Below are 26,386 nucleotides of genomic sequence, written 5' to 3'. Positions count from 1 at the left end.
CCATCACCCAGCGTAGGGGATTAACACTATTTAAATTCTTCGGCGCTTTCTTTGGCGTTCCGACAATCCGAAAAGGCAATATATCCCCCCGCCGTAGTGGGTGCGGTGGTGGGATGAAGGCTATCACTGGAGACGTGCTCGACGTCAATGGGCTCAGGAGGGATATGGCTGTTCTCATAGAGGGCGAGCACATAGCGGACGTAGTCCCGAGGGAGAGGCTCGGGGAGTACGGTGTGGATGAGGTTTTTGAGGGGGACCTTATCATCCCCGGCCTCGTTAACGCGCACACCCACGTGGCCATGGCGAAGTTTAGGGGCTTAGGGGAGGGGCTTTCAACGGCTCAGTGGCTCGAGAGGGTGATTTGGCCCATGGAGAGGGAGTGGACAGAGAAAGATGTGGAGCGCTGGGCACTGCTCGGTATAGCCGAGGCTCTCTCAAACGGCTCGACCACGATAAACGACCACTACTTCTTCGCGGAGGGCATAGCGAGGGCGGCAAAAAGGCTCGGAATAAGGGCCTTTATAGGCCAGACCGTTATGGACGTGGTGGACTTTCCGCTGGCGGCGCCGGAGAAAGGGTTCCGCTTTTTCAGGCGCTGGAAAGGGAAGGATGAACTCGTGAGGCCGGTTATGGCGCCCCACGCCACCAACACGGTCTCCCTGGAGCTCATGAGGGACATTGGAGATTTTGCACGCGAGAACGGGGCGCTCATTCACATCCACCTCGCCCAGAGCGAGGAGGAGGTCAGAGAGGTGAGGAAGCGGTATGAACTAAGGCCCGTCGAGTACCTCAATGAAGCTGGCGTCCTGGGAGAGAACCTCATAGGCGTCCACGGCGTTTACCTGGGGGAGGATGAGCTGGCTCTCCTTGGGAAGGCCCGCTCCACTCTCGTCCACTGCCCCACGAGCAACCTGCGCCTTGAGAAGAAAACCATAAACATCGCCGCCCTAAGGAGGATGGGGGTTAGAACCGCCCTCGGCAACGACTCCCCAAACCCCGTCGGCCTTATGGACCCCTTCAGGGAGATGTTCGTGGCTGCCCTGGCAGCGAGCGCCGCCGGGAGGTACCTCTCCCCGCGGGACGTCTTCGAAATGGCCACCCTTGAGGGCGCGAGGGCCCTGGGAATCAGGGCGGGCCTAGTGGAGAGGGGCTATCTGGCGGACCTCGTGGTGTTGAACACCAGAAAACCCCAGTTCCTGCCCGGAGAAGACCCCTTCTCCCACATCCTCTACTCCACCAGGGGGAGCGATGTGGAGATGGTCTTCGTCGGGGGAGAGCCCGTCTATGAGCAGGGTTTCTTCCCGGGGCTTGGAAAAAGGGTGGAGGAGCTCACCTCTCAATTTTCATCACGTGCTCCTTCATCCGGGGAATGAACCCCGGAAGGAGGGACTTCGGCACGGAGATTGACTCCACCCATTTGTTGCCCTCTCTCTTCCTGTCCACCATTATGACCTGGTCGCTTATCGTCGTGAGGAAAGTCTCAAACATCGGGTCAACGGCGTTCCTGTTGAGGAGAAGTATCTGGAAGGAATTGAGGTCAAGCTCCTCCGCGATACTGCTCGCCTTGAGGGTACCCAGCATGATGTGATGGGTAAGCCCCTTTCCGAGGGTGTGGTACGCCCCCTCGACCGTAGCGAACATAGAAACAACGGGCCCTTTCATGGGTTTAATCTTGTAAGTGAGCTCCTTTAGAATGCGTCCCATCTTTGGGAGCGCCACTTCGTCCTTCCAATCGTCTATGGTGTAAATGTACTCCTCCCTGCTTGGTATTCCATACTTGGAGCCGAATATGTCCACTATGGAAAGCCGCCCCTCCCTTCCCATCCTGTCCACGTCAAGCCACAGGTACTTGGCCCGAAGTCGCAGCTTGGTTACGGGGACCGTTGCGTTGAACACTATCCCGTAGCCGTCCTGCTGGAGTATGTTCTTGAAAATCCTGACTCCGAGGTGCCACCCCATCGAGAGCTTGTCGTAGTCTATTAAAAGGATACCGTTACGAAGAATACCCCCTCCAAGGAGCTCATCAACTTCCTCTATGCCGGTACTAATCACGTCCTCTCCGAGCATTAGGCGCACCATTTGAGATATTTACCCGGGAGTATAAAAAAGTTTCCAATGCGAACTGTGTTGTGTTGAAGATACTCCAATACCATACCCCTCCCGCGTAAAAAGCATTATAAAGAACCCTTCCCCCCTCTGGTTAGGTGAGAGTTGATGAGAAAGGGACCCGTGTTCCTGGGAAAGGCCCACATCCACTGGTGCGAGAGGTGCAACGTCCCGCTTATAGGTGAGAGGTGCGACCTCCACGGGGAGAAGGGGGTTTTCAGACTTGACTTAACCCCTCCCGCTGACCTGCGCTTCGCCTTCGAGAAGGACATGGAGTTCATACGCTCCGCCTTCCTTGAACACTACGGCGTTGACGTGGGGGAGGTTCTGGGGGGCAAGGTTGTGCTCCTCAACAAGACGCCCGGGGAGGACGACGTTTACGAGATTATCGCGGACGGATACGTTTTCGGGTGGCTCCGCTTTGAGCCGAGGGAGGTGCGCTGGAAGCCCGGCCTCAAAGTTGAAGGCGCCACGGCACTCTGGAAGCGCTTTGGGAAGGGGATGCGAAAGTGGGTCATCGTTGATAGTGGAGCTAAGGAGCCCATAAAGAAGGGCGCCAACGTCCTCCCGGTGGGAGTGCTGGAGGCGGACGAGAGCATAAGGGTTGGAGACGACGTTGTGGTTGTGAGCGAGGACGGCGAGGTCATAGCGACGGGAATAGCCAAGAAGGACTATCCCGACCTCATTAACCCCGCCGAGAGGAAGACAGGTGTCAAAACGCGCCACCAGAAGAGGATCAACTACCGCGAGGGAAGGAAGGCGACGATGGATGATGTTTTAAGGGCAAACCGCTCCGCCCTCGAGGCGAAGGTGGAGGAGGCGAGGCGCTTCATAAGGAAGACCGTGGAGAACACGAACAGACCAGCGGCGGTGGCCTTCTCGGGTGGAAAGGACAGCCTGGCCGTTCTCGGCCTCGTGATGGAGGAGCTGGGGGAGGGCTTCGCCGTCTTCTTCAACAACACCGGGATAGAGCTCCCAGAGACGGTCGAGTACGTTGAGGAAATTAAGAGGGAGCTCGAGCCGAGGGGAATAAGGTTTATAGTGGCCGATGCCGGCGATGCATTCTGGAGGGCGCTCCACGTGTTCTCGCCGCCTGGAAGGGACTACCGCTGGTGCTGCAAGGTAACGAAGCTCGGGCCAATAACGCTCACGATAAAGGAGCACTTCCCCGAAGGTGTGCTCATGTTCGTCGGTCAGAGGAAGTACGAGAGCGAGAGGAGGGCTAGGCAGCCGAGGGTGTGGAGGAACCCATGGGTGCCGAACGAGATTGGAGCCTCCCCAATCTTCCACTGGAACGCCCTTGAGGTGTGGCTCTACATATTCTCCAGAAAACTCAAGTACAACCCCCTCTACGAGGACCGCTTCGACAGGATAGGGTGCTTCCTCTGTCCGAGCGCCTCCCTAGCCGACTTCCAGACACTCAAGGAGGAGAGGCCCGAACTCTACGGGAAGTGGGAGCGCGAGCTTGAGAGGTGGAGAAAGCGCTTCAATCTCCCCGAGGAGTGGATTACCCACGGCTTCTGGCGCTGGAAGAACCTTACCCGCGGTCAGAAGGCGCTTGCAAGGGATATCGGGGTTGAGCTCCCTGAGAACAGGTCGTGGGAGCCCGTTAGATACACCTACGACGGGGAGAAGGTGAGCTTCAACACGGTCGTGAACCTAAGGAGGATAGAGGAAGTCGCCCCAATCCTCGGCGAGGTGGAGAGGGGCGAAGACTACATAAAGGCCGGGAGCGTAATCTTCAGGGAGGATGGCGCTTACACCGAAAACGAGAGGGACGCCACCAACGCCTACTACCTCGTGAAGAGGGCCTACGAGTGCGTGGGCTGCGGCGTCTGCGTCGGCAAGTGCCCGGAGGGGGCCCTCTCGATTAACCCGAAGAGCCTCAAGATAGTGGTTGACCCATCCCTTTGCGTCCACTGCATGGAGTGTATGGACGTATGCCCGCTCCTGAAAATCAAAAATCCCGAAGAGGGAAGTCAGCTCTGATAGCTTTCCTGCTCCTCGCCCTCCTCTTCCCCCAAGTGGGGGCGTCGGGCTATTCCATGGACTCCTACTCCATCTACTTCGAGGTACAGGACGGGGGGACGATAAAGGAAACCGTCGAGGTCGTTCTCACCGCCCAGGAGCCCGTCAACCAGTACATATTCACCTCTGATTACCCCATAGAGAATCCCGAGGCCCTCGTGGAGATAAACGGGCAGACTATAATAGCCAACGTCAGCATTAAGAACGTCATAGGAGACATTAACGCTGTTTATGTGACCTTCCCCGAGCTCAAACCCAACGACACTGCCAGAATCAGGATAATCTTCTACACCCGCGGCCTCATAAACGAGGTGAACGGGAAGCAGCAGTTCTCCTACTACGTGAAGTTCCCCCAGAAGGTCGGCCTCTTCTACGTCCGCCTCTACATCCCCCAGGGCTACGCCGTTCTGAGCCCCATAATGCCCGCCATAAGCAAACTGGAGAGTACGGAGAACTCGCTAATCCTCGAGTGGCAGCGCGAGGACGTTGATGAGGGGGACGAGTTCTACTTCGTGGTCGGCTTCTCGAGCCCCAAGAAAGAAACCTTTGACCCCAGAATACTCTTCGGCCTCGTGGGGGTGGCCTTCGTTGGGGGCATCTACGCGGGCATGCTACTCAGCGAGAGGCGGAAGCCGAAGCCCGAAGCGCTCAAGAGCGACGAGGAAAAGGTCATTGAGCTCCTCAAGGAGGGGCCGATGCTCCAGAGCGAGCTCGTGAAGAGGCTCGGCTTCTCCAAGGCCAAGGTCAGCATACTGCTCCGCGAGATGGAGGAGAAGGGCCTCATCGTAAGGGTCAAGGAGGGCAGGACTTACAGGGTGGAACTGGCCGCGGGGGAGACTTAATCCTTAAATATGATTAAGGTGATACTTCAAACACGTGAGCCGGCCGCGGTGATTAAACAATGATGGAGTACCTTTCAATCATAGCCATCGGTGTGGCCGCTTTTGCCGCCTACTACGCCAAGGACGTAGTCGAGAAAGTCAAGGCACGTTTCTTTGAGCTCAGGGACGAGACAGAGGAGTCCATTGACAAGCTCCAGGCCTTCAAAAAGGAGATTCAGGAGAGAATAAACGAACTAAGCGCGGAGCTGGAGGAGCTGAAGAAGCTGGAGAGCGGACCGGCCGAGGACTGGAGGATAAAGTCCCTCTCCGAGAGGGTGACAAAGCTGGACTCCCTCCTCAGAGAGAAGCTGAAGGAGTTCGAGAGCAAGAACGTGGAGGTCACCTACGAGCTGGGGGCACTCAAAAAGGAAGTCGGCGAGCTGAGGGAGGGCCTCCTTGAAGTGCGCGAGGTGGCCGTGGAGGGCAGGGAGGAACTCAAGGCCCAGCTCAAAGAGGAGCTCCTCGGCGAGGTCGAGGAGGAGATAGAGCGCCTGGAGGAGCTAATAGAAAAGCGCAAGGAGGAGGAAGTTGCCGAATTTCTCGAACTCCTCCGTACTGCGGTTGTTTTAGAACCAGAAAAGATAGGTTCGGGCCTCCTCGAGGCCAAGAGGGCCCTTCTCTCACTCCGCGACATAGCTAAGGTCTACGTGCTCACGGAGAGGGGGAGGGATGAGTTCTACGCCCTTAAGGAGAACCTCATAGGGCTCCTCAAAAACCTGCGCAAGCTCGCGGTGATAGCCGTCCCCGAGGAGGAGGTCTACTCGCGCTTCAGGGACGCCATAATAAACGTGAAGCGCCTTGAGCTGCCGATGAGGGACGAGAGAAACGGGAAAGAACTCAACCCCGAGAGGAGCTTCATAGAGATTCACAGGCTGATTTACAGGGTCTCGGGAGAGCTGGATTCCCTTGCGGAGATGATAAACGAACCCGTCCCCGTAACACCCATAGAGAAGGAGTTCTACGAGAAGCTGCGCTTCCAGTTCGAGGAGCTGAGAAAGCTTGAGGAACAGGTAGAGATGCTGATGGCGAAGCTGGGCACTAAGGTGGAAGAACCGAAGAAAAAGAGCCCCAAAAAAGAGATAGAGGACATCCTTAAGGAGCTCGACCTGTGATCACCACTCTTCTCCGAAGAGCCTCTCAAGGTCAACCATTATGAGGAGTCTCTCCCCCTCGTTGATCTTGGCTATGCCCTTTATGAAGCGGGTGTCCATCCTGGATACCAGGGTCTTGGGGGTCGGCTCGATCTGATCCTCCGTGAGCGTCACCACGTCCGAGACGGAGTCAACGATTATGCCTATAATCTCCCCCTTGACCTCCGCGATGATGATCTTCTTGTTGCTGATATCCTCGTCCTCGTAGTAGCCGAGCTTCTTCTTGAGGTTGACCACTGTGGTTATCTGGCCCCTGAGGTTTATGACCCCTTCCACGTAGTCCGGGGCGTTTGGCACCCTCGTTATGGGCATCATTTCCTTAATTTCCCTGACCTTGGAAATCTCGAGGCAGAACTCCTCGTTTCCAACCTTAAATGCCACAACCTGGACTTCCGCCATTGAAATCACCTCACACCTTGATGCGGCTGATCATGCCCACAATCTCCTCAAACCTCCCCGCAAGGCGGTTGAAGGTAGCCTTAAGAGGACCAACCTTTGAGACAGCGTCACTCGAAACGTCCACAGCCTGCTGGGCCGTCTCCGAGAGCTCCATGTTAACGGATGATATCTCCTCAACGGCGTTTACCAGGTACTGCACCGCGCTCGCCTGCTGGTCAACGCCGTTGGATATCTCGTGCACCATCGAGGCTATCTCGTGGGCCCTCCTCGCGATGTCGTCGAAGGCCGCTATGAGGTGCTGTATTGACTCCCCGACCTCCTGTGTAACCCTGGCGTTCTCATGGATTGAGGCAACGACACCACCAACGCTGTCCTGCATCTCCTTTATAAGGTCCCCTATCTGCTTTGCGGAACTCCTCGACTGCTCCGCCAGCTCCCTCACGCTGTCGGCGACCACCGCGAAGCCCCTTCCCTGCTCACCGGCGCGAGCGGCCTCAATGGCCGCGTTGAGAGCGAGAAGGTTTGTCTGCTCTGCTATGTCCGTGATGACGTCAACGATCTGACCTATCTTCTCGGAGTAGTCGGAGAGTATGCTCACCGCCTGCTCCATTTCCTTGCTAACGTCGTTTATTTTCTCGACCTTCAGTGCGGCCTGGTCAGATATCTCCTTTCCTTTTTCGGCGGCGTTGGCAGACTCCATTGTGAACTCCGCGACCTGCTGTGTCTGGGTGCTTATCTGTTCAATAGCGGCCGAGAGCGCCTGTATGTGGTCGTTGAGCTCGGCTATCTTTACACTCTGTGTCTCAAGGCGTGATATCAGCTCGTTTAGGGCGTCGTAGGTGCGCTCCAGCATCTCAATTGAGGAAGAAGCCTCCCGAACGTTCTCGAGTTCATCCCTGAGTTCTTCAAGCACGGCCTTTGTCCCTGCCAGCATCTCAATCCAGTTCTTCTTGACGTCGTTGTAGACCTTGAGAAGCGCGGAGGTGGGTGGGAGCTTGCCCGTTAGGTCGCCGCGTGCCACCCTTTGTAAATCCTCCAATAAGGGAGCTATCTCACCCCTCTCTCCCGCGCTCAACGCTATGAGATACTCCTTGATGTCCCAGAGTTCGGGAGGTATCTCGACCTCCTCTCCCCTGCTGAGCCGCTGGAGCACGTTTTTGACCATGCGATAGCGGTCCCTGCGGGAGTGTTTCGTATCGAGGTACGCGGCCATAACGACTCCCGCTGCGATTCCTCCGATCAGTCCAAGGGGCACGTTCCCAGCGTAGGCCAAGACTCCTGTAACCACGGGTGGAAGAGTTGCCACACCTATTGTCGTAGCCTTCATCGTCCTCACCATGACTCGCAGGTATTGCGACTTAAGCGGAAATCTTTTAAACATTTCCCAATATTTCTACATGCCTATTGGTTAATATTCAAGTAGTGGCATAAAAGGTTTTCGACTGGATTTTTTATTAAACCTCCGTAATTTTGATTTAAAGTGAGCACGTAACCGCCTACATATGCACCTACATACACACATACACGTAATGATTTTTTAAGGGGAAAACCATAATTCTTGTAAGAAATTCAACGAAAGATTAATATGTTTAAATTATTCCCAATCTCAGGGAGGAGACACAACATGGAAGTCAACGATAGGGGGTATCAGCTCATAAAGCAGGAGCTGTTTCGCCATTTGAGAACAGATAGTAATGCGTACAAGGATTCCTACCTACTCAGAAGAATACGGGCCAGAATGAGAAAGCTGGGCATCTCTGATTTCATGGACTATTACAGGCTCATCAGGAAGAACAAGGAGGAGCTCGATGACCTTCTCCTCACCGTGGCAATAAACGTGACGGAGTTCTTCAGGGATCCCATAGTCTGGAAGACCCTGGAGAGAAAGGTACTCCCCGAACTGATCAGCTTCAAAAAAGAGCACTACAGCACCACGATAAGGGTGTGGAGCGCCGCATGCTCCACGGGCCAGGAACCTTACTCCATAGCCATGATGTTCAACGAGTTCCTAGGGGATGACATAAGGCGCTACAAGCTCTCCATACTTGCAACCGACATTGATAGAGAGGCCCTGAACACCGCCATCAGAGGCGCGTACCCAAAGGAGGTTGTAGAGAAGAGCGTCCCCAAGCACCTCATCAGAAAGTACTTCCTTCCCATGGGCGACCACTACAGGGTTTCACCCCAGCTTCGGCGCTACGTGAAGTTCCAGCACTTTAATCTCCTCTCCAACGAGTACCCCAAAGGGTTCGACATGATATTCATACGGAATGTGCTCATTTACATGACGAAGCAGGCTCAGGAAGAGGTCTTCCGTCGTCTTTATGACTCCCTCGAGGATCACGGCTATTTAATCCTCGGCAAGACCGAGACGATCCTTGGGAGCGCTTCCAGGTTGTTCAAGCTCCACGACCTGGTGGCAAGGATATACGTGAAAAAACCGGAGGTGGTGTGAATGGCAAAGGTTCTCGTTGTTGATGACGCGGCGTTCATGAGAATGCTGGTTAAGAAGATACTCATGCAGGCCGGACACCAGATAGTTGGGGAAGCAAGCAACGGAAAAGAGGCCGTGGAGAAGTACCAGCAGCTCAAACCCGACCTGGTTACGATGGACATTGTCATGCCCGAGATGGACGGCATAACGGCGGTTAAGGAGATCATGAAGGTTGACCCCAACGCAAAGATCATCATGATCACCGCCGTTGGACAGGAGGCCAAGGTCATGGAGGCCCTCAAGAGCGGAGCCAAGGGTTACATAGTGAAGCCCTTCCAGGCGCCGAAGGTGATAGAGGAGGTCAACAGAGTTCTTTCGTCTTAAAGGTGATCCTATGCCCCTAGGGAAGAAGATCAGGGTGCTCGTAGTAGACGATTCCGCCTTCATGCGCCGTGTGCTCCGGGATATCCTGGAGTCCGACCCCGAGATAGAGGTGTGCTGCGAGGCCAGGGACGGAGTTGAGGCCATTGAGAAGGTCAAAAGCGAGCGGCCCGACGTGGTGACCCTCGACATCGAGATGCCCCGCATGAACGGGCTTGATGCCCTCAAGTTCATAATGAGCAAGTACCCCCGGCCGGTCATAATGGTGAGTGCCCTGACCCAGGAGGGTGCCGATGCGACGATAAAGGCCCTCGAGTACGGCGCCGTTGACTTCATACCCAAACCATCATCATCCATCTCGATAAACATGAGAGAGCTCAAGGACGAGATAATCGCCAAGGTGAAGGAGGCCGCTAAGGTCCCCTCGCGCTTCCTCCAGTTCAAGCGCCACAGGGTTCTCCGCGAGCAGCTCCGCAAGGTGAGGAAGAAGGGAGAGGTAGCAAGGAGGGCCGTTGCAATAGCAGCCTCCACCGGTGGGCCGCAATCCCTGCTGAAGGTCTTCGAGAAACTTCCCGGGGAGCTTGATGCGGGCCTCCTGCTGGTTCAGCACATGCCCCCCGGGTTCACCAAATCCTTCGCGATGAGGCTCGACAGGATATCGAAGCTCAACGTGAAGGAGGCCGAGGACGGTGAGGTCGTCCATCAGGACTGGGCCTACGTAGCCCCAGGTGACTACCACATGGAGGTTACCATGAGAAACGGGAAGCCCACCATAAAGCTCTACAAGGGGCCCAAAATCCACGGGGTGAGGCCCGCGGCCGATCCGATGATGAAGAGCGTTGCAGGGGTATTCGGCAGAAAAACAGTTGGTGTCATCATGACGGGTATGGGACGCGATGGGGCAGCAGGACTTGCGGAGATAAAGAGGCGAGGAGGCATCACGATAGCGCAGGACAAGGAGACCTCAATAATCTTCGGCATGCCAAAGGCCGCGATAGAGCTCGGGGTTGTTGACCACGTTGTGCCCCTTGATAAAATAGCGGATACAGTGGTGATGGCCCTTAGGAAGGTACCGAGGTGAGGGGTATGGAGGACATGTCCCAGTACATTGGAGAGTTTCTTGCCGATGCGAGGGACAGGATAGACAGCATAAGCAACGCTGTTCTGAAGCTTGAAGATGCCGTTAAAAGCGGGGACGAGGCCGTCAAAAAGGAGAGCATTGACCAGATTTTCAGGGACGCTCACACCCTCAAGGGGACTGCAGCGACAATGGGATTCATGAAGCTCAGTGAAACCGCCCATAAAATGGAGAACCTCTTCGACGCCATAAGGAATGGGGTCGTTGAGGCCACGTCAGAGGTTGTAGACCTCGTTCTCGAGTTTATCGAGGCCATAGAGAGCATGATTGACAGCATCGAGGAAACGGGGAGTGAAGGAGACTTCGATGTCAGCGGTCTGTTTGCGGAGGCGGACAGGCTCCTCAAGGGGTACAAGAGGGAGAAGCCCAAGACAGAGGAGAAAGTGGAGGAGGCTCAGGAAAAGGCGGAAGAGAAGGAAGAGGAAGCCCCAGGTGCCGGCAGGGAGTACCATATTAAGGTAATCTTCCACCCGGAGGCACAGCTCAAAGGTGTCAGGGCATTCCTCATCCTCAACGACCTTGAGGAGATGGGGGAAGTTCTCTGGACGAAGCCCGAGAGGAAGGTGATAGAGGACGGCTCGGCCGAAGAGAATGAGCTTGAGTTCAAGGTGAGAAGCGAGTTCCCGCCCGAGGAGCTTAAAAAGGTCATAACAAGGCACCCCGAGGTTAAAGATGTCGTGATAGGTGGAGAAGTCTCGGAGACCCCCAAACCGGAGGGGAAAGGAGGAGAGACCGTCAGGCTCAGGGTCAACCTTCAGAAAGATGCTCCACTCAAGGGCATACGCTCCTTCCTGATCCTTCAGGACCTCAAGAAATCGGCCAGTGTACTCGAGGTAAACCCCTCAGAAGAGGAGCTTCAGAACGGTGAGCTAATTGGGGGGTACTACTTCGAGGTGTCCATGGTTCCCCTGAGGCCCCTCGAGGAGATTAGGGAGTCAATCATGAAGCACCCCGACGTGGAGAGCGTCACCGTCGCCGGGGCGGAGGAAACGAAACCGGAGGCGCCTCCGGAGGAAGAGAAGAAAACGGCACAGGCTGCACAGGCTGCCCCCGCACCAAAGCGCGAGAAGGTCAAGATGTCGAAGCTCATCAAGGTTGACGTGGCCCACCTCGACAAGCTCATGAACCTCGTCGGTGAGCTCGTGATAAACCGCGGCAGGTTGGAGCAGATAGCGGAGAGACTCGGTGATAGGGAGCTCCTTGAGAGCCTCTCAACAACCTCGCGCCTCATGGCGGAGCTCCAGGATGAGATAATGCAGATGCGCCTTACGCCGGTTGCTGAAGTGTTTAACAAGTTCCCGCGCATGGTTCGCAACCTCGCGAGGAAGGAGGGCAAGGAAGTCGAGTTCATCATGAAGGGCAAGGAGATAGAGGTTGACAGGACAATCCTCGACAAGCTCGGCGATGTTCTCGTCCACCTCCTTAGGAATGCGATAGACCACGGCATTGAGCCACCGGAGGAGAGGGAGAAGCTTGGAAAGCCGCGTGCCGGAAAGCTGGAGCTCATAGCCAAGCGCGAGAGGAGCCACGTGGTTATCGTGGTGAGAGACGACGGTAAGGGCATAGACCCCGAGAAGGTGAAGAAGAAGGCCATCGAGAAGGGCCTCATTACACCCGAGCAGGCCGCCGAGATGGGCGACGAGGAGGCCATAAACCTGATCTTCATGCCCGGCTTCAGCACCGCTGAAAAGGTCACGGACGTTTCAGGAAGGGGCGTCGGAATGGACGTCGTTCAGGACGTTATTAAGGCCCTCAACGGGAGCATAAGCGTCAAGACGGAGGTTGGAAAAGGAACCACCTTCACCCTCAAGCTCCCGATAAGCATGGCCATCATACAGGCCCTGCTCATAAAGGTGCGGGACGAGACATACGCTATCCCGATAAACAACATCCTCGAAACGATAGAGGTCAAAAGGGAAGACCTCAAGACCATTGGAGGCAAGGAGGTAATAGTGCTCAGGGGAGAGATAATACCGCTTATCTCACTCCACGAGCTCTTCAACCTTGAAATACCTGATGTGGAGGACTTCCCGGCGATTATCGTGGACTTCGGGGCCCAGAAGATAGCACTCAGGGTTGACGAGCTTCTCCACAAGAAGGACATCGTCATCAAGTCCCTTGGAAAGGGCCTCTCGAACCTGAGGGGATTTGCCGGGGCCACGATACTCGGTGATGGAAGCGTTGTCCTCATAATTGACATCAACAGCCTGCTGGGAGGTATAGGCGGTGGGATATGATAAGGCCATCAAGGAATTGGGCGAATTCGAAAAGAGCGCCCTGCTCGAGACGTTCAACATAGGGGCATCAAGGGCCGCTGACGCGCTCAGCGAGATGATAGGGCACCCCGTCAACATCACCGTCCCCGGACTCGAGGTGACGGCCATTAAGGCACTTCCCGAGAAAGTCGGCGAGGACGTAGTTGTGGCGGTTTACGTTGGACTTGGAAACGAGTTCAGCGGGCACGCCTTCTTCGTACTCGACTTTGAGGATGCATGCAGGCTCTTCGACCTCATGATGATGCAGGAATCCGGAACCACCAAGGAGCTCGACGAGATGGTACAGTCCGCCATCGAGGAAATGGGGAACATACTGATTTCAGCTTACGCGAACGCACTCAGTGAGTTCTTGGGGCTCACCATAGAGCAGACGCCGCCGAGCATAGCCGTGGACTTCCTGCCGGCAATCCTCGACTTCGCTTTAGCGGATATCGGGCAGTACTGCGACTACACCATACTGCTCGGCACTACGATAAGCATCGAGGGCATCGAGTTCAAGGAGCACTTCTTCATACTCCCTAAGCCCGAGGACATGGTTAAAGTCATAGAGAAACTCACGGGGGGGATGGTATGAAGCTGGATGAGTGGTATAAGGACATATTCCGTGAGGCATCCAACATAGCGATGAGCCACGCACTGACGTCCCTCTCCCAGATGATAGGCGGGCCCATAGAGATGGAGCCCCCCGAGGTGAAGGTCCTCTCCCGCGTGGAGTTCCTCAAGCACCTCACAATGAACGGAATCTCGAAGAGCTTCGTAGTTGGCTTCGACATCACGGAGGGCCTAAACGGCCTAACCGTTCTCCAGTTCCCGACGAAGAGCGCCATAAGCCTCTCCGCGGCACTGATGGGAATGGACCCCTCCGGAATTGAGGAGCTCGACGAGATGGGGAAGTCGGCCATAACCGAGGTGGGCAACATCCTCATATCGGTTTACACGGACATACTCGCGAAGCTCGTTGGGGAGCCGGTTTCGCTGAGCCCCCCCAAGCCGATAGGTTCGCTCTACGACATCGAGAAGGAACTGAACAGGTCCGATTTAAGGCACGTTGAAAAAGTCATGCTGTTCAAAACACGCTTTTACGAGGAGAACATCGGGTTTGAGAGCTATTTTTACCTCGTACCCGATGAGGAATCCTTTGAAAAGCTCGTGAAGAGGATGGAGGAACAGGTTAGGGAAGCCGGAGGTGAAGAAGGTGGAGTTTAAGAAAAAGATCCTTTCCATCGTTATTTTGGGGTTTGTTATCGTGGCAGTGCTGGCGAGTGCCATGATGTTTTACACCGAAAAAAGCATGGCAAGCAAATTGGACACGAACCTCGCCCCCCTGATGCAGCAGTGGGCGGAAGAGACCGTGAGCGCCAAGTCAGAGGCCCTCGCAAACGACTTTGAAGCGTTCTTCATGTCCATTGAGAACCTAGGGGTGGTAACCCAGCGCAACACGATCGAGGACATAAAGGATATGGAAAGCAGCGGTGTAAAGTTCGGCGACCCTGGCTACAACGTCCTCCTCGAGGGCATGCTAATGAAGGATTTCAGCGCAATCACCGCGGCTAACAGCAAGATAAGCTCCGTTTATTTTGGAGACGTGAACGGCAACATGTTCATCTATCCCGAGCAGGAGCTTCCGGCAGGCTACGACCCCCGCGTGAGGCCGTGGTACCAGGCCGCTGTAAAGGCCGGAGAGGGCGTGTGGAGCGACCCCTACCAGGACGCTTCCTCCGGCAAGTGGGTCATAACCTACGCGGTTCCCATATACAAGGACGGCTCGCTTATCGGCGTCATCGGCCTCGACGTCTTCATAGACACCCTCGTTGACCAGATAAAGAACGTTAAGATCGGAAGGACGGGCTACGCCTACGTCGTCAACGAGGATGGCCTCATCATCGCCCACCCCAACAAGGAATACATCATGAAGCTAAACGTCTTCGAACAGGAGAGCCTCAAACCCGTAGCGGACATAGTCAAAAGTGGAAAGGACCATGATGTGGTAACCTATACGTGGCAGGGGGTCCAGTCAACTGCAGCCGGTCACAGGATACCGAGCACGGGCTGGTACGTCTTCGCGAAGGTTCCCACGGCTGAGGTAAGCGAGGGGGTAACAAACGCGGTCAATACAACAAGAGAGACGATACGGAACATGGTGTACATGATGATAGGCCTTCTCCTCCTGATATCAGCCGCAATAATCCTCGTGGCCTACAGGATGGTCAGTTCGGCCCTCAAACCTCTGGTGGCGCTCGGTACAGCTGCTCAGGCCCTCGCCGAGGGAAGGCTCAGCGAGGTCAAGGAGAAGCTCCGCGGTGTTAGGTACCTCGAGGAAGACGAGATTGGAATGCTCATAAAGGCCTTCGAGGCCGTGTCGAAGGACATGGTGGGAACCCTCCAGGGAATCGCGGACAAGCTCGAGCGGTTGGCGGAGGGCGACCTCAGCAACGGTCTAAGCGTCGAGGCAAAGGGTGAACTGAGGGAGGTCATAGAGGACGTTAAGAACATGAGCGCCAACATGAGGGAGCTGATAGGGAACATTGTGAACCTCACGGACAAGCTCGAAAAGCACTCCAACATGCTCGCCCAGATCGCGAACGATGTCACAGAGGCCATCAACCAGGTGAATGAAGCTGTTCAGCAGGTGAGCATTGAGGCCCAGAGGCAGCAGGAGAACATAAACGAGATTACGGAGGGGGTAAGGCTGGTGGCCGACGTCAGCGAGGAGAGCGTTAGGGCCATGGAGGAGTTCGAAGGTGCCATCCAGGAGGTCGTCAACATAGCCTCGGAGGGCAGGGAGAAGGGAGAGGTCTCTGCCCAGCAGATTGAGAGCATCCAGGAGATGATGGGGGAGATAGAGCACGCCGTCGGAAGGGTCAACGAGATGAGCAAGAGCATAGAGGAGATAACCAACGTCATCACGGGAATAGCAGAACAGACAAACCTCCTCGCTCTCAACGCGGCTATCGAAGCGGCAAGGGCTGGTGAGGCCGGCAGGGGCTTCGCAGTCGTTGCCCAGGAGATCAGGAACCTCGCCGAGGAGAGCAAGAAGGCAGCCGACAACATAAAGGACATAATAGGGAAGATGACCGAGGAGATTCGTGATGCCGTCAACGCCACCCAGAGGGGAGTGAGCGTTGTGGGCGAATCCTCCGAGACCCTCAGGGAAACCACGGAGTACCTCACGAACATAGCGGAGCTCATAAACGAGACCGGCTCACGCCTCGGCCACGTCAAGGAGCAGATACTAAGAACCCAGGAGGAGATTGACAGGGCCCTTAAAGCCCTTGAGAACCTGGCTGCTTCAGCCGAGGAGACCACCGCCTCGGCTGAGGAGGTCAGCTCAGCAGTTGAAGAGCAGACGGCAGCTATCGAGGAGCTAAAGAGGGCCGCGGAGGAACTCAAGCAGCTTGTCCTTGATCTCAGGAAGGAAACGGGAACCTTCAGGCTCTGACATCTTTTCCCTTTTAATCTTACACGGTGGTGAAACTTGTGGAGATAAAGGTTGGGATAGGGGACTACGCGGCAGCAAAGAAGAACGGCGTGATAAGCACCTACGGGTTAGGCTCGTGTGTGGGCATAACCCTGTACGACAGGCTCACCAAGGTAGGGGGCCTGCTCCACGCGCTCCTTCCCGAGAGCGCCCGCTATGGCAACAAGGGGAACCCCGCAAAGTACGTGGACACGGGACTGGAACTGCTGATAAAGGATATGGTAAAGCTGGGTGCCTCCCCGAGAAGATTGGAGGCGAAGCTCTTCGGGGGAGCGCACATGTTCTCGAACGTTAAGAGTGAAAGCCTGCAGATCGGGCAGAGAAACGTGGAAGTTGCCAAAAGGGAGCTCAAAAAACGCAGAATAAAGCTCGTGGCAGAGGACACCGGAGGCAAGGGCGGAAGGACGATATACCTCGATGTAGGCACGGGCAAGGTGAGGATGCGTAGGGTCTCAGGGGGAAAGGTTGTTGAGAACGTGTTTTAGGGGGGATTGTTGATGGACACAACGACCGTAGTACTGATACTTGGCGGCTTCATTGGAACCGCGCTGCTCGTGGTATTCCTCGTTTCAAGGATGATGAGTGCATACACCAGCGAGATATACCACCTCATGAAGAGTACGAGGGAGGAAAAACCGTCTCCACCGGCTCCAGTGAGCGCCCCCTCCCGTAATGTGGCGAAGGAGATAGCCAAACCGCAGAAGGGTCCGCAGGCGGTGAACGAGGAGGAGCTCGTCAAGAAGCTCAGGGAGGTTCTCAACGAGAGGATGGCAAAGATACTCGACGAGGCGAAGGGCAAGAAAATGCGACTCCTGACCCTCCTCGACTTCGCGAGGGGCTACGCTCTGGGCTACGTCAGTGAGGACGACTACAACGCCTTCCTCGTCAAGGTGCTCGCGGAGCTGGACGAGTTCAAGAGGCTGTGGCTCATGAAGTTCCCCTCCAAGAAGGATAAGGAGCAGCTGGAGCTCATGATGAGCTACGTGGCCAAGGCCAAGCTCCCCGTAAGCGTCAAGACAAAGGATAAGGGAATCATCACCCTCACCCACGAGGAAGCGCTCATAAGGATAACCGAATACCTCAACAACGCCATCTCCATACTAGACGCCCTTATTGAGAGGGCAGGGGAGAGTCCCGCGATAACACCCCTCGAGGTGAAGCTCTCCCAGGAGGTGCAGAAACTTCAGGAAAAGGTTAAAAGACTCGAAGCACGCATCGAACAAATGAGTATGTGAAGAGGGATTGGGAATGCCCATAGCACAGGTGAGGGTTAAGGCAGCGGTTCAATCAACGTGGAAAGGTTCGACCTCCGTTAGGTGGAAGGAGGGCCTAGCGTACATAGAGCACGACAGAATAGGGGTAAAGTACCTCCGCATGGGAGAGGTTGTGGGTGAGGACACCTTCCCATTTTCCGCCCTGGCGGATCTGAGTATCAAGGTTCCGGACGAGCTCAAATCAGACCCTGAATTGCCTCACTTTGGACTCAAGTTCTACCTCCCCTCAGGGGAGAAAACCCTTATACTCACGATAGGCAAGAACATGCTAATCTACGACGAGGACGCCTTCAAAAAGTTCGTCCACAAGATATTTGAGGTTCTAATAAACGGCGCCTCCGTGAAGCTCCTCCTGGCGAGGATGCGCGGTGGGGCACTCAACATGGAGGCCAAATGGGAGAGCGGTACGCTTAAGATAGTGGTCGTCCGCTCCGTGAGGAAGAGGCGCAAGGAGAGGAACATCATAGTGCTCGTGGAGGGAAGGCCCGTCTCCCTGTTCGCGGACATGGAAGATTTAGACGTCGAGGAAATCGAGATGGGCGACAAGAAGGTCGAGGCATGGAAGATAAAGCACTTCTACGAGAACGAGAGCGTCGTATCCTACCTCCTCGTGGAGGAGAAGAAGGTTAGGCTCTACATACTCCGCTACCTCCTCACGTACCGCAAGGACTACCTCGAGTTGCTGATGAAGGTGGCAGAAGAGTTTCCAACGATAAAATCCGAATTCCAGGAGGAGCTGGAGCGCGAGCTTAAGGAGCTCGGAGGGCTCGATGAGATGGAGCAGCAGGTACTCATGGCCCTCTACTCGGGGATGGACCCGCTGAGCCTCAACGAGATGTTCGGGATAAGCGAGAAGGAGCTCGAGGAGATATACGACAGGCTGATGGACAAGGGACTGCTCAAACTCGTCATGATAAGGAAGGTCGTTGACCTGACGAGGGACGGCAGAAAGCTCGTCAACAAGATGATGAAGTACGGAATGGGCATGATGTGAGCCCAACCGGCACCTTTTTTAAACCCTCCTTCCATAAGCCCCGATGGTGATGAAAATGGAGGAGTATTTTGTGTGTCCCGAGTGCGGGAGCGAGGACGTTGAGGTCATCAAAGAGAGGGGGAGAGAGCTTACGCTCAGGTGCAACGAGTGCCATCACGTGTGGATGATAATCCTTCCCAAGCTCCGCGAGGTTCCCGTTGTGGTCAGCGAGCACGAGAGGAGCTTCAAGGTCACGGGGTACCTCCCGGAGGGAGACGAAGTCAAGGTGGGGGACATTATCGAGACCGAGAAGGGCGACGTTAGGATAACGGGGATAGAGCTCGAGGGCCAGAAGCGCGTTGAGAGGGCCAGTACCGACGACGTGAAGACGCTCTGGGGCGAGAACCTCGACTTTCCGGCAGTCTTTGGTGTCTCCATATACCTCAAAGACGGCGTCACACAGTCCTTCAAGGTTAAAGCCGAGAGGGAAGAGGAGTTCGTGACGGGGGAGGCCCTTGAAGTCGGCGGGTACACCTTCGTCGTGGAGAAGATAAAGACCCGGAAGGGCATGGTGCGCCACGGGAAGGCCAAGGCGGATGAGATAACACGCCTCATGGGGCACGCCATAAGGGGCCGCGCTAGGAGGAAGCTCGAAATCTACAGGGGCCACTGAGGCCCAAAAACTTATTTTCTTCAGCGCCCATACCATTACGGTGGTACCATGGGGTGCGGGATGGCCGTAGATGCAAACCGCGTTATAGCCGGCGGCGTCATGGTTTTTGTGGAGCCGGAGGAATTCCTGAAGTTTCTGGAGCTCAAGGAGAGGCCCCTCGCCATAGTCGGCGAAACCGGAGGCTTCAAGAAGGTCAAGGTGACGCTGACCACCTACGACGGGGCGGTGATAATAACGCGCGGCGAGGTCGAGCTTCCGGAAGGGGCCGTGGTCGTGAAGGCGAAGGAGCTCTCGCTCGGCAAGTAATGCCGTAACCGTTATATCCTCCAAGCGCGTTCAATACACCGATGGAAGAGCTCGATGAGAGATGGGAGAGGACCGTAAAGGCCCTTGTGGGTGAGCGGCTCATAAGGAGCGAGGAGGTTAGGCAGGCTTTTCTCAAGTACCCCCGCTACCTCTTCGTTGAGGAGCGCTACAGGGGCTACGCGCATGTTGATGAGCCCCTCCCGATTCCCGCGGGCCAAACAATCAGCGCCCCCCACATGGTGGCGATAATGCTCGAGCTGGCCGAGCTTGAGCCCGGAATGAAGGTTCTTGAGATAGGGACCGGGAGCGGGTGGAACGCGGCGCTGATAGCGGAGCTCGTGAAGACCGACGTGTATACAGTCGAGAGGATTCCCGAGCTGGTCGAGTTCGCAAGGAGGAACCTCGAGAGGGCGGGAGTTAAGAACGTCCACGTCATCCTCGGCGATGGGAGTAAGGGCTTCCCCCCGAAGGCCCCCTACGATAGAATCCTCGTAACGGCGGGAGCGCCAAAAGTGCCGGAACCCCTCGTGGAGCAGCTGAAGCCGGGAGGGAGGCTCATAATCCCCGTGGGGAGCTACCACCTGTGGCAGGACCTCTACATCGTCGAGAAAAGTGAAACAGGCGAGATAAGGAAGAGGCGCTGGGGAGGGGTTGCCTTCGTTCCCCTCATAGGCGAGTACGGGTGGGGGGAGTAGGCTTTTAAGCTCCAACCGAACCTTTCTTTAGGTGAGAAAATGGCCAGGCTCATAGCTTTTGATCTTGAGGGAACGCTTGTAAAGTCAGTCTCAGGGTGGGTGGAGCTCCACAAGCGCTTTGGGACGTGGGAGAAGGGCAAGGAGTACGCGGAGCGCTTTTTTGCCGGCGAGATAAGCTATGCCGAGTGGGCCGAGCTCGACGCGTCCCTCTGGAGGGGGCACACGAGGGAGGAGATTATGGAGTGGGTTGAAAAAGTGGAGTACATGGAAGGGGCGAGAGAGCTGATTGAGTTTCTGAAGGGGGAGAACTTCAGGGTGGCAATCCTCTCGAGCGGCCTCATGTGCCTCGCGAGGAAGGTCGGGGAAGAGCTCGGCGTTGACTACGTCTTCGCGAACGAGCTAATCTTTGATGAGAACGGCGTTATAACCGGAAAGGTAAGACCGCACGTTGACTTCCAGGGGAAGGGGGCCATCCTAAGGAGGCTCAAGGATGAGCTGAAGCCGGAGCTCACGGTGGCCGTTGGGGACGGCTACAACGACATAGCGATGTTCCGCGAGGCCGACGTAGCTATAGCGATAAACCCACACGAGGGGGTTGAGGGCGACCACGTCGTTGAGAACCTCTTGGAAGTGAGGGAGATAATCGAGGGGCTCATTGGGGGCTAACCTTTTAACCCCACTTCCCATTTAACGTCGGGGGATGATGAGCTTTTGCTTTGCCGAAAGGTGACGAACACGCCCTTCCCTGACCCAAATTTTAAAGGGCCCTAGAGGCCCGCCATCTTCAGGACGAGCCACCAGAATATATCACCGTAGAGTATCGAAATCAGAAAGCCGAGGAAGAGTGCCGGGGCAAAGGGCATGGCCTTCTTGACCAGGAAGCGGTTCTCGAGCTTTCCCTCCTCAACGAGGGCACGGAGCCTCTCAATCTGCTCCTTCTTAATTCCCTCCGCCGTTGGCGAGACTATAACGTCCCCGTAATCAGGGTTCAGAACGCTCAGGTCACCGGTGAGAATGCCCTTCCTGAGCCTGTCGAGGAAGCTCTCCCTGTCCCTCCGCACTTCCCCGCCCTTCTCGTATATCCACTCGCCTATTATGTCCCACTCCCTTATCTCCTCGAGGGGCTTCTCCTCCATGAGAACCTCGGCTCTGAGCACTTTAACCACGGAGAAGAACAGCTTGAAGGCGTAAAAGGTCAGCAGGAGCTTCCCGAAGACGTAGAGAAAGTCCGTCCCGATGGTGTAGGCGCCGTAGGCGAGGGCGAAGAGACCGAGGGCATCGCCAACGACCCTGTACTTGCCGAGGACAAAGAGGAGTACCAGCGTCAGTGCGTAGCGGATGATAGGATTGAGCGTAACCCCAACGGCGCTGGCGAGGACTATGATGAACGTTATCGCCGCCATTACCCAGAGGGCGCCCTCGACGGTGAGGCGGACGTTCTCCGTGAACACCTCCGTGAGCTTCCTTCCCTCTCCCCGCGCTATGAGCACACCGAGGGCGTAGAGCAGTATGAAGGGGAAGATAGCGATTATGCTGTTGAAGAGGAGCGTCACCGCGTGTAGAGGGTAGCTGGTGGCGTAGAAGGGCCTGACCCTCGCGTAGCTTGACGCGTAGGGGAAGAGCGCCGAGAACGCCGCCAGGATGAGGACGTCACCGCCGGCCCAGCCCCCTATGAAGTAGAGGAAATAGCCGAGGAGGAAGCCGGCGATTAGGCCTATGAGCCCCGAGAGGGCAAGGAAAACGTTCCCCTCCGAGAGGCCCCTCACGAGGTAGTAGAGCACCCCTATTTCAGCCGCAGGAAGGATAACCCAAGAAAAAAGGCCCGTAGAGCCCGTGTCCTCAACCTCGCCCCTGGAGAAGAGCCTCTCAATGTAGGTGAAGGTTGGGAAAACGTGCCTGTCTTCAATGAAGCCCGTTTTTATGTCCGTGTAGGACGTGAGAATACCCATAATAACCCCTATGATAGCGAGAAGAAGTTCGCCGTTCATTATTTCACCTCACAGGTTCTGGATGAGCTTTTCCCTCATAACTTCCGTGTACTGGGTGATGACGTCGTTTATCTGGTTCAGGCTGTCGCCGATGACCCTCACCACAACCGCAACGAGGATTAGCGCGGCCGCGAGCATGAAAAGGTACTCTATCGCACTCTGGGCTCTCCTCACTCCTCTCACCTAATATCTTTTGGCCCTCATCTGATTTAAACTTTTTGTGAATGGCGCGGCAGCATCTTCTTGACCCTTAAAGAATGGTACAGGTTGAGTTGGAGTATGCATTTATCGAACAATTATCGCCTGAAATGAACAAAGAATAATGGGAATAAGGCCAGTAAAAACCATGACAGCCCAGAGTGTCTCTTTAACCCCCATTATCATCAACCTCCTTGATGTCCAATATAACACTATCAGTACTATTCAGTTCAAAGTGAACCATACTTCTAAATTCATCCAAAGGCCCAATCTTTGGTTCACAGCCCATTTTGGTTAACACCTTTCCTGCTGGAGTCACTTGCTCCCTATCTCCTTGGAGATTTGTAAATATTTAAACTTGTTGTAGTGAATAATGGCATAGCTTGAAATCGTTATTATAGTTCCCCATAGGATCTCAAGGGAAACCGATAAAACTTCATTGTCTGTAATCTGATGCATTCCAAGAATATCAGTTATTATCAATAGCCCTAACACTATCATCTTTTCTTCTGGAAGTTCTGGGCTTCTGTATTTTCTAAAGTATTGATGCCATCATTATTAAAACTCCAAGAAAATCTAAAACGTGATAACTTCATCCGGGTTAACAAGCTTGTACGTTATGGAAACAGCAAAATAAAACAAAGAATGAAATGGACAAATGCTCTCCTTTTTAAGGAGCTTGCAGGTATCATCCCAAGATCACCCCAAGATTTCGTTTTTAATCTTTCCAATGACAATTGGCCCTACGAAGTCCCATACTATTTTTGCCGCCCTTGGAAGCGTCATTAATGTTTGAACCCCAATTGTCTGTAACAATAGGTTTCCTTGATAGTATTTCATAAACTGTAACTCCAGTAGAAAGACTCCACACAATCCCTAGGACAAGGGTTAAAAGCATATTTTCAATTATGACCCACGTTGGAAAGACATAAGTGGAAAGCTAACCACAGTGGCCGTTAATGCTCTCTCTTTGATAGACCTCATCTTCTTCCAATGAACTACAAAGGAAAATAACGACGTATGCTGTGATTAGGAGCTGGTGGATCAAGTACTTGACAAGATAAAATGAGCCTATCATTGAAAAAACATAAGAGATGGGATTACAGGCCTGTTTTTAATTCCCATAAATCACCACCATTGTTGTTATACTCGCTAGGAGTGTATAAAAGTCGAAAGCATACCCGAATACGTTTTCATCAAAGTTTGGTAGTGTAAGGAAAAACAATCCACTTCCGAGTCCAACTGTAGCGGATAGGAGGATATTCTGAGTGGCGTAATACACAGCAAGTAGCGGAACGATCTCAAAGAGGACTAAAAGCAAGGCGAGACCTATTCCGTTCTTTAAATCTAACTTAAACTTTTTTCTCCTTTCACTTGAATCATTAAGATCTACACCTAACAGCAGGTGATAGGAATAGTATCCGACTTCGGTAAGGTAGAAAATTAAAACCGGCACCAACAATCCCCAAAACTTAGGGTTTGACTCCAAGAGCGCTTTCACCGCGAGGTATGCTGAGAGAAGGACGGTAATGGACACTTTAATCCCCTTTGTAGCTTTTCCGCGATATATGAGCAGCCCGTAGATAATTGAAAAAAGGAAAAGGAAAACGATCAACAGTTGCTCCCTCACCATCTTTGCACCTCCTCAATTGTTTATCTGTGACCATCCCCACCTGAAGAAGCTTACTCCGTAAGGCCAAGCATTCTTGAGAGCTTTGATAACTTCTCCATTCTTGGCAAGTTTAGCTATTGTTATTCCTGCCTTAACGTCTGCTCCAATTAAAACTAAGTTAGTTCCAACATCCACTATCACGTCTTTGTTGTCTTGTCGTATGTTTATTGTATCCGTGCCGGTGAATGCTATGTCATCTCCATTCTGAGGGGAGATAATGTATCTCAGTGAAACTGAGATATAACTTCCAAACAAATCCTTCTCAAGTGCGAGAAGCCCTGTACGAGCTGTATTTTTGAAGATTATCGTAGCGGTTTCAGATCCATGTATTACATTAGGATACTCAACCTCCCAAGTATGACCTAAGGAATTTTCTAAGGCCTGATTATCTATCGTCCAAGTTTTAACATTTACAATACTTATTTCAACGTTGTTTTTAGAGGGATTATAGACAGACGCTCTGCACACTATCGGAGCCTTGTACTCTATTCCATTCCAGTTAAATTCGGGATCGTCGCATTCAAACCCTACCTGTTTCAATTCCCTCCCATTTACTGGCTTTACTTCCATCGTCACTTCCGCCCAGTGTTCTTCGCCCTTACCATTCGGTTCACCATCATAATTGTCGAGGAAGACTCTGAACGCGTGAGCACCAACACCGTAAACCGTGTAACCAAACGTGATATTCTTCACCCCGTTAGCCGGAATCCTCCCCTCAAAACCATCAATCCTCTTTATTATCGCTCCACTCTCATCCTCAACGAAACCACTGAGCGAAAGAGCACCAGCATCAAAATTCCTGACCTTAACGGTCAAGTACACAGTCCCACCACCCTCAAGCTCAGTCGGAAAAGCTCTCATAACCACCGCAAAGAGCTGATTCTTAGAAGCAACACTCACCTCCCCCTCCCTACTGTCCACTTCCAACTCCTGCCCACCAAGGACCTCGAAAAGCTTAACCCCGTACGAATGCTCACCCTGGACAGCAGTCCACTGAAGGGAAAACCCCCTTGTAGAGACTGCTGGAACACTCCTACGCTTCGACACTTCCAGTTTGCCTCCCAGACTTCTATCCTCCAGCCATGTCTGCAATCTTGGCACTCCACGTTAAAGTAACGCCCCATGCTGCCACCATCTATTGTGAGACTCTTGGTCGACTTTCTCCATCATCAACAAGAAGCTTCACAGCCACTGACATGAATCCACTGCCCTCACGAGTTGGGTTATTGTCCCCGCTAAGATTGTTGCTTGGCTCTTTGTGTGCTTTAATGATCTAACCCGTCTGGCTATGCTCGCTTTTAGTTCGTCAACGTCATCAAAAAATGCCCAAACAAATAACCAAGGTACTACAAAAACCAGAATTGGGGCAATGAGCCATCCATAAATTTTTATCTCAAGGAGATTGGGAAAAAGCATTGCCACTATAATGGCCAGTATGACACGGTGAACTTTCATGGTTTCCCCTCCAGCTTGCTAATCTCTCCTTTTAGGTTATTCAGGCTTGTTTTTTCAGAGTAAGCTAATGCTCCATACATTAAAAGCGGCCCTAAGAGGAGTACGGAGTAGCCCAAGGATATAAGAGAGATGGCAATTGATGAGATACTGTAAAGGATTACGAATATCAGTTCTCCGGCACTGGGGCGTATCTTGAGCACCATACTTACTGCTAAAATAATGTATGCCAGTGCTACGATTGAATTCCATGGTGGGATGTAACTAATCATCTGCCTCTCCCCTCCTAACGTGGTTTTCGAGATTTAACAGCCTGCGATTGATCTCCCCAAGTTCTCTAAGTAGCCTACGGCGGAAGAAGTACATTAGAAATAAATAAAAGATCCAGGGAAGCGCCATCAGCAGGTATACCTCAAGCATATAATCACCTTCATTTTGTTGAACTGGGGTTATTATTTTGATTTGGATATGTGTTGGGCCAATATTTTGGGATTCTCTGTAAATGCTTATTTTCTCACTCTTTCAGGGTGAATATCTTAAATTATTTCTAATGTGAACAAGTTCTTGCCGGATTTTCCATCTCTCAATTAAAGAGTACAGTAACAACAGAGCAACAAAGTCTTTGAGATCTCCGCTCGTGGCAAAGGCGACTGCAACAATCCCCAACAAGAGGTATCTGGCCAGTACTTCTCCTAGGTCCTGATCAATACCTTTGATGTTAAGTTCTCTTTTTAGCTTCTGAATCTCACTTTTAACGGGATAAAAAGCCGAGAGAAATGCAAATAAAATGAAGGACAGAAAATGGACCTCCTCCTTACTAAAGGCATACGCCAGCAAAGATAACACTGAGATCGCCGTTGAAAGGACATCAAACTTCACGTGC

Annotated in this window: 29 protein-coding genes; 18 read left to right on the top strand and 11 right to left on the bottom strand. The window is 53.7% G+C overall.

What is annotated here, in order from left to right; translation table 11 throughout:
* Positions 1-113: 113 nt before the first annotated feature.
* Entirely contained in the window at positions 114-1,373 is a 1,260-nt protein-coding gene (locus tag PFER_RS09450) for an amidohydrolase family protein (protein ID WP_048151501.1), read from the top strand.
* On the opposite strand, the gene PFER_RS11905 is transcribed toward PFER_RS09450, so the two are convergent.
* Positions 1,330-2,079 carry a hypothetical protein gene (locus PFER_RS11905; protein WP_157255195.1) on the bottom strand — a complete coding sequence of 250 codons (750 nt, stop codon included), beginning with the start codon at positions 2,077-2,079 and terminating at the stop codon, positions 1,330-1,332. The two genes, PFER_RS09450 and PFER_RS11905, sit on opposite strands and share 44 nt — an antisense overlap.
* A 135-nt stretch (positions 2,080-2,214) precedes the next feature.
* On the opposite strand from PFER_RS11905, the gene PFER_RS09440 reads away from it, so the two are divergent.
* The 3 genes from PFER_RS09440 to PFER_RS09430 are packed head-to-tail and all read left to right on the top strand — an operon-like array spanning position 2,215 to position 6,127.
* On the top strand, positions 2,215-4,095 hold the full coding sequence (locus tag PFER_RS09440) for a phosphoadenosine phosphosulfate reductase domain-containing protein (protein ID WP_048151499.1): 1,881 nt from the start codon (positions 2,215-2,217) through the stop codon (positions 4,093-4,095).
* Positions 4,047-4,976 (top strand): helix-turn-helix transcriptional regulator, encoded by a 930-nt coding sequence (locus tag PFER_RS09435; protein ID WP_048151497.1) that lies wholly within the window; start codon positions 4,047-4,049, stop codon positions 4,974-4,976. Before PFER_RS09440 ends, PFER_RS09435 begins: the two co-directional genes overlap by 49 nt.
* 59 nt (positions 4,977-5,035) lie before the next feature.
* Positions 5,036-6,127, top strand: coding sequence for a hypothetical protein (locus PFER_RS09430; protein WP_048151495.1), 1,092 nt, complete (start codon positions 5,036-5,038; stop codon positions 6,125-6,127).
* Here PFER_RS09430 and PFER_RS09425 read toward each other — a convergent pair whose 3' ends face one another.
* Complete coding sequence (locus PFER_RS09425) at positions 6,128-6,565, bottom strand: chemotaxis protein CheW (RefSeq protein ID WP_048151489.1); 438 nt, start codon at positions 6,563-6,565, stop codon at positions 6,128-6,130. It lies immediately after the preceding gene.
* A gap of 10 nt (positions 6,566-6,575) precedes the next feature.
* Positions 6,576-7,892 (bottom strand): methyl-accepting chemotaxis protein, encoded by a 1,317-nt coding sequence (locus PFER_RS09420; RefSeq protein ID WP_048151487.1) that lies wholly within the window; start codon positions 7,890-7,892, stop codon positions 6,576-6,578.
* Between the two features lie 297 nt (positions 7,893-8,189).
* On the opposite strand from PFER_RS09420, the gene PFER_RS09415 reads away from it, so the two are divergent.
* The 14 genes from PFER_RS09415 to PFER_RS09350 are packed head-to-tail and all read left to right on the top strand — an operon-like array spanning position 8,190 to position 20,859.
* Positions 8,190-9,020, top strand: a complete 831-nt coding sequence (locus PFER_RS09415; protein WP_048151485.1) for a CheR family methyltransferase — start codon at positions 8,190-8,192, stop codon at positions 9,018-9,020.
* Positions 9,021-9,383 carry a response regulator gene (locus PFER_RS09410; RefSeq protein WP_048151483.1) on the top strand — a complete coding sequence of 121 codons (363 nt, stop codon included), beginning with the start codon at positions 9,021-9,023 and terminating at the stop codon, positions 9,381-9,383.
* Between the two features lie 10 nt (positions 9,384-9,393).
* Positions 9,394-10,461 carry a protein-glutamate methylesterase/protein-glutamine glutaminase gene (locus PFER_RS09405; protein WP_048151480.1) on the top strand — a complete coding sequence of 356 codons (1,068 nt, stop codon included), beginning with the start codon at positions 9,394-9,396 and terminating at the stop codon, positions 10,459-10,461.
* A gap of 5 nt (positions 10,462-10,466) precedes the next feature.
* Entirely contained in the window at positions 10,467-12,755 is a 2,289-nt protein-coding gene (locus tag PFER_RS09400) for a chemotaxis protein CheA (RefSeq protein WP_048151478.1), read from the top strand.
* Complete coding sequence (locus tag PFER_RS09395; RefSeq protein WP_048151475.1) at positions 12,745-13,368, top strand: chemotaxis protein CheC; 624 nt, start codon at positions 12,745-12,747, stop codon at positions 13,366-13,368. Before PFER_RS09400 ends, PFER_RS09395 begins: the two co-directional genes overlap by 11 nt.
* The gene (locus PFER_RS09390; RefSeq protein WP_048151473.1) at positions 13,365-14,000 is read left to right on the top strand and encodes a chemotaxis protein CheC; all 636 of its coding nucleotides are present in this window, start codon (positions 13,365-13,367) and stop codon (positions 13,998-14,000) included. The genes PFER_RS09395 and PFER_RS09390 overlap by 4 nt, the downstream gene beginning before the upstream one ends.
* Positions 13,990-16,233, top strand: a complete 2,244-nt coding sequence (locus tag PFER_RS09385) for a methyl-accepting chemotaxis protein (RefSeq protein WP_048151472.1) — start codon at positions 13,990-13,992, stop codon at positions 16,231-16,233. The genes PFER_RS09390 and PFER_RS09385 overlap by 11 nt, the downstream gene beginning before the upstream one ends.
* 38 nt (positions 16,234-16,271) lie before the next feature.
* Positions 16,272-16,757 carry a chemotaxis protein CheD gene (locus PFER_RS09380; RefSeq protein ID WP_048151470.1) on the top strand — a complete coding sequence of 162 codons (486 nt, stop codon included), beginning with the start codon at positions 16,272-16,274 and terminating at the stop codon, positions 16,755-16,757.
* A 12-nt stretch (positions 16,758-16,769) separates the two neighbouring features.
* Positions 16,770-17,507, top strand: a complete 738-nt coding sequence (locus PFER_RS09375) for a hypothetical protein (protein WP_048151468.1) — start codon at positions 16,770-16,772, stop codon at positions 17,505-17,507.
* Positions 17,508-17,520: 13 nt separating this feature from the next.
* Positions 17,521-18,540, top strand: a complete 1,020-nt coding sequence (locus PFER_RS09370; RefSeq protein WP_048151466.1) for a CheF family chemotaxis protein — start codon at positions 17,521-17,523, stop codon at positions 18,538-18,540.
* A 55-nt stretch (positions 18,541-18,595) separates the two neighbouring features.
* Positions 18,596-19,192: an HVO_0476 family zinc finger protein gene (locus tag PFER_RS09365; RefSeq protein WP_048151464.1), complete on the top strand. Its 597-nt coding sequence runs from the start codon at positions 18,596-18,598 to the stop codon at positions 19,190-19,192.
* Positions 19,193-19,240: 48 nt separating this feature from the next.
* Positions 19,241-19,498: a hypothetical protein gene (locus PFER_RS09360; RefSeq protein WP_048151462.1), complete on the top strand. Its 258-nt coding sequence runs from the start codon at positions 19,241-19,243 to the stop codon at positions 19,496-19,498.
* Between the two features lie 41 nt (positions 19,499-19,539).
* Positions 19,540-20,193: a protein-L-isoaspartate(D-aspartate) O-methyltransferase gene (locus PFER_RS09355; RefSeq protein ID WP_048151460.1), complete on the top strand. Its 654-nt coding sequence runs from the start codon at positions 19,540-19,542 to the stop codon at positions 20,191-20,193.
* 39 nt (positions 20,194-20,232) lie between these two features.
* Positions 20,233-20,859 (top strand): HAD-IB family phosphatase, encoded by a 627-nt coding sequence (locus tag PFER_RS09350; RefSeq protein ID WP_048151456.1) that lies wholly within the window; start codon positions 20,233-20,235, stop codon positions 20,857-20,859.
* A 101-nt stretch (positions 20,860-20,960) separates the two neighbouring features.
* On the opposite strand, the gene PFER_RS09345 is transcribed toward PFER_RS09350, so the two are convergent.
* From PFER_RS09345 to PFER_RS09315, 8 genes are all read right to left on the bottom strand, one after another.
* Complete coding sequence (locus PFER_RS09345) at positions 20,961-22,181, bottom strand: A24 family peptidase C-terminal domain-containing protein (protein WP_048151454.1); 1,221 nt, start codon at positions 22,179-22,181, stop codon at positions 20,961-20,963.
* Positions 22,182-22,190: 9 nt separating this feature from the next.
* Positions 22,191-22,355: a class III signal peptide-containing protein gene (locus tag PFER_RS12055; RefSeq protein ID WP_084593949.1), complete on the bottom strand. Its 165-nt coding sequence runs from the start codon at positions 22,353-22,355 to the stop codon at positions 22,191-22,193.
* Between the two features lie 1,138 nt (positions 22,356-23,493).
* Positions 23,494-24,012, bottom strand: a complete 519-nt coding sequence (locus tag PFER_RS09335; protein WP_048151450.1) for a hypothetical protein — start codon at positions 24,010-24,012, stop codon at positions 23,494-23,496.
* Between the two features lie 12 nt (positions 24,013-24,024).
* Positions 24,025-25,143 carry a hypothetical protein gene (locus PFER_RS09330; protein WP_048151448.1) on the bottom strand — a complete coding sequence of 373 codons (1,119 nt, stop codon included), beginning with the start codon at positions 25,141-25,143 and terminating at the stop codon, positions 24,025-24,027.
* A 90-nt stretch (positions 25,144-25,233) separates the two neighbouring features.
* Positions 25,234-25,506, bottom strand: a complete 273-nt coding sequence (locus PFER_RS09325) for a hypothetical protein (RefSeq protein WP_048151445.1) — start codon at positions 25,504-25,506, stop codon at positions 25,234-25,236.
* A complete protein-coding gene (locus tag PFER_RS09320) occupies positions 25,503-25,775 on the bottom strand; it encodes a hypothetical protein (RefSeq protein WP_048151443.1) in 273 nt (90 codons plus the stop codon). Before PFER_RS09320 ends, PFER_RS09325 begins: the two co-directional genes overlap by 4 nt.
* Positions 25,768-25,923 carry a hypothetical protein gene (locus PFER_RS12225; RefSeq protein ID WP_157255193.1) on the bottom strand — a complete coding sequence of 52 codons (156 nt, stop codon included), beginning with the start codon at positions 25,921-25,923 and terminating at the stop codon, positions 25,768-25,770. The genes PFER_RS09320 and PFER_RS12225 overlap by 8 nt, the downstream gene beginning before the upstream one ends.
* Positions 25,924-26,025: 102 nt before the next feature.
* Positions 26,026-26,382, bottom strand: a complete 357-nt coding sequence (locus PFER_RS09315; protein ID WP_048151441.1) for a hypothetical protein — start codon at positions 26,380-26,382, stop codon at positions 26,026-26,028.
* Positions 26,383-26,386 lie beyond the last annotated feature (4 nt).

This window comes from Palaeococcus ferrophilus DSM 13482 (assembly GCF_000966265.1).
GTDB lineage: Archaea > Methanobacteriota_B > Thermococci > Thermococcales > Thermococcaceae > Palaeococcus > Palaeococcus ferrophilus.
The sequence above is the reverse complement of the archived record's forward strand: the minus strand, read 5'-3'. Positions and strand labels throughout refer to the sequence as shown.

What these genes read in the sequence shown, in the direction of transcription:
- PFER_RS09450 (WP_048151501.1), top strand. Translation starts at nt 114, where the DNA reads ATGAAGGCTATCACTGGAGACGTGCTCGACGTCAATGGGCTCAGGAGG.
- PFER_RS11905 (WP_157255195.1), bottom strand. Translation starts at nt 2,079, where the DNA reads ATGGTGCGCCTAATGCTCGGAGAGGACGTGATTAGTACCGGCATAGAG.
- PFER_RS09440 (WP_048151499.1), top strand. Translation starts at nt 2,215, where the DNA reads ATGAGAAAGGGACCCGTGTTCCTGGGAAAGGCCCACATCCACTGGTGC.
- PFER_RS09435 (WP_048151497.1), top strand. Translation starts at nt 4,047, where the DNA reads ATGCCCGCTCCTGAAAATCAAAAATCCCGAAGAGGGAAGTCAGCTCTG.
- PFER_RS09430 (WP_048151495.1), top strand. Translation starts at nt 5,036, where the DNA reads ATGATGGAGTACCTTTCAATCATAGCCATCGGTGTGGCCGCTTTTGCC.
- PFER_RS09425 (WP_048151489.1), bottom strand. Translation starts at nt 6,565, where the DNA reads ATGGCGGAAGTCCAGGTTGTGGCATTTAAGGTTGGAAACGAGGAGTTC.
- PFER_RS09420 (WP_048151487.1), bottom strand. Translation starts at nt 7,892, where the DNA reads ATGAAGGCTACGACAATAGGTGTGGCAACTCTTCCACCCGTGGTTACA.
- PFER_RS09415 (WP_048151485.1), top strand. Translation starts at nt 8,190, where the DNA reads ATGGAAGTCAACGATAGGGGGTATCAGCTCATAAAGCAGGAGCTGTTT.
- PFER_RS09410 (WP_048151483.1), top strand. Translation starts at nt 9,021, where the DNA reads ATGGCAAAGGTTCTCGTTGTTGATGACGCGGCGTTCATGAGAATGCTG.
- PFER_RS09405 (WP_048151480.1), top strand. Translation starts at nt 9,394, where the DNA reads ATGCCCCTAGGGAAGAAGATCAGGGTGCTCGTAGTAGACGATTCCGCC.
- PFER_RS09400 (WP_048151478.1), top strand. Translation starts at nt 10,467, where the DNA reads ATGGAGGACATGTCCCAGTACATTGGAGAGTTTCTTGCCGATGCGAGG.
- PFER_RS09390 (WP_048151473.1), top strand. Translation starts at nt 13,365, where the DNA reads ATGAAGCTGGATGAGTGGTATAAGGACATATTCCGTGAGGCATCCAAC.
- PFER_RS09375 (WP_048151468.1), top strand. Translation starts at nt 16,770, where the DNA reads ATGGACACAACGACCGTAGTACTGATACTTGGCGGCTTCATTGGAACC.
- PFER_RS09370 (WP_048151466.1), top strand. Translation starts at nt 17,521, where the DNA reads ATGCCCATAGCACAGGTGAGGGTTAAGGCAGCGGTTCAATCAACGTGG.
- PFER_RS09365 (WP_048151464.1), top strand. Translation starts at nt 18,596, where the DNA reads ATGGAGGAGTATTTTGTGTGTCCCGAGTGCGGGAGCGAGGACGTTGAG.
- PFER_RS09360 (WP_048151462.1), top strand. Translation starts at nt 19,241, where the DNA reads ATGGGGTGCGGGATGGCCGTAGATGCAAACCGCGTTATAGCCGGCGGC.
- PFER_RS09355 (WP_048151460.1), top strand. Translation starts at nt 19,540, where the DNA reads ATGGAAGAGCTCGATGAGAGATGGGAGAGGACCGTAAAGGCCCTTGTG.
- PFER_RS09350 (WP_048151456.1), top strand. Translation starts at nt 20,233, where the DNA reads ATGGCCAGGCTCATAGCTTTTGATCTTGAGGGAACGCTTGTAAAGTCA.
- PFER_RS09345 (WP_048151454.1), bottom strand. Translation starts at nt 22,181, where the DNA reads ATGAACGGCGAACTTCTTCTCGCTATCATAGGGGTTATTATGGGTATT.
- PFER_RS09335 (WP_048151450.1), bottom strand. Translation starts at nt 24,012, where the DNA reads ATGGTGAGGGAGCAACTGTTGATCGTTTTCCTTTTCCTTTTTTCAATT.
- PFER_RS09325 (WP_048151445.1), bottom strand. Translation starts at nt 25,506, where the DNA reads ATGAAAGTTCACCGTGTCATACTGGCCATTATAGTGGCAATGCTTTTT.
- PFER_RS09320 (WP_048151443.1), bottom strand. Translation starts at nt 25,775, where the DNA reads ATGATTAGTTACATCCCACCATGGAATTCAATCGTAGCACTGGCATAC.
- PFER_RS12225 (WP_157255193.1), bottom strand. Translation starts at nt 25,923, where the DNA reads ATGCTTGAGGTATACCTGCTGATGGCGCTTCCCTGGATCTTTTATTTA.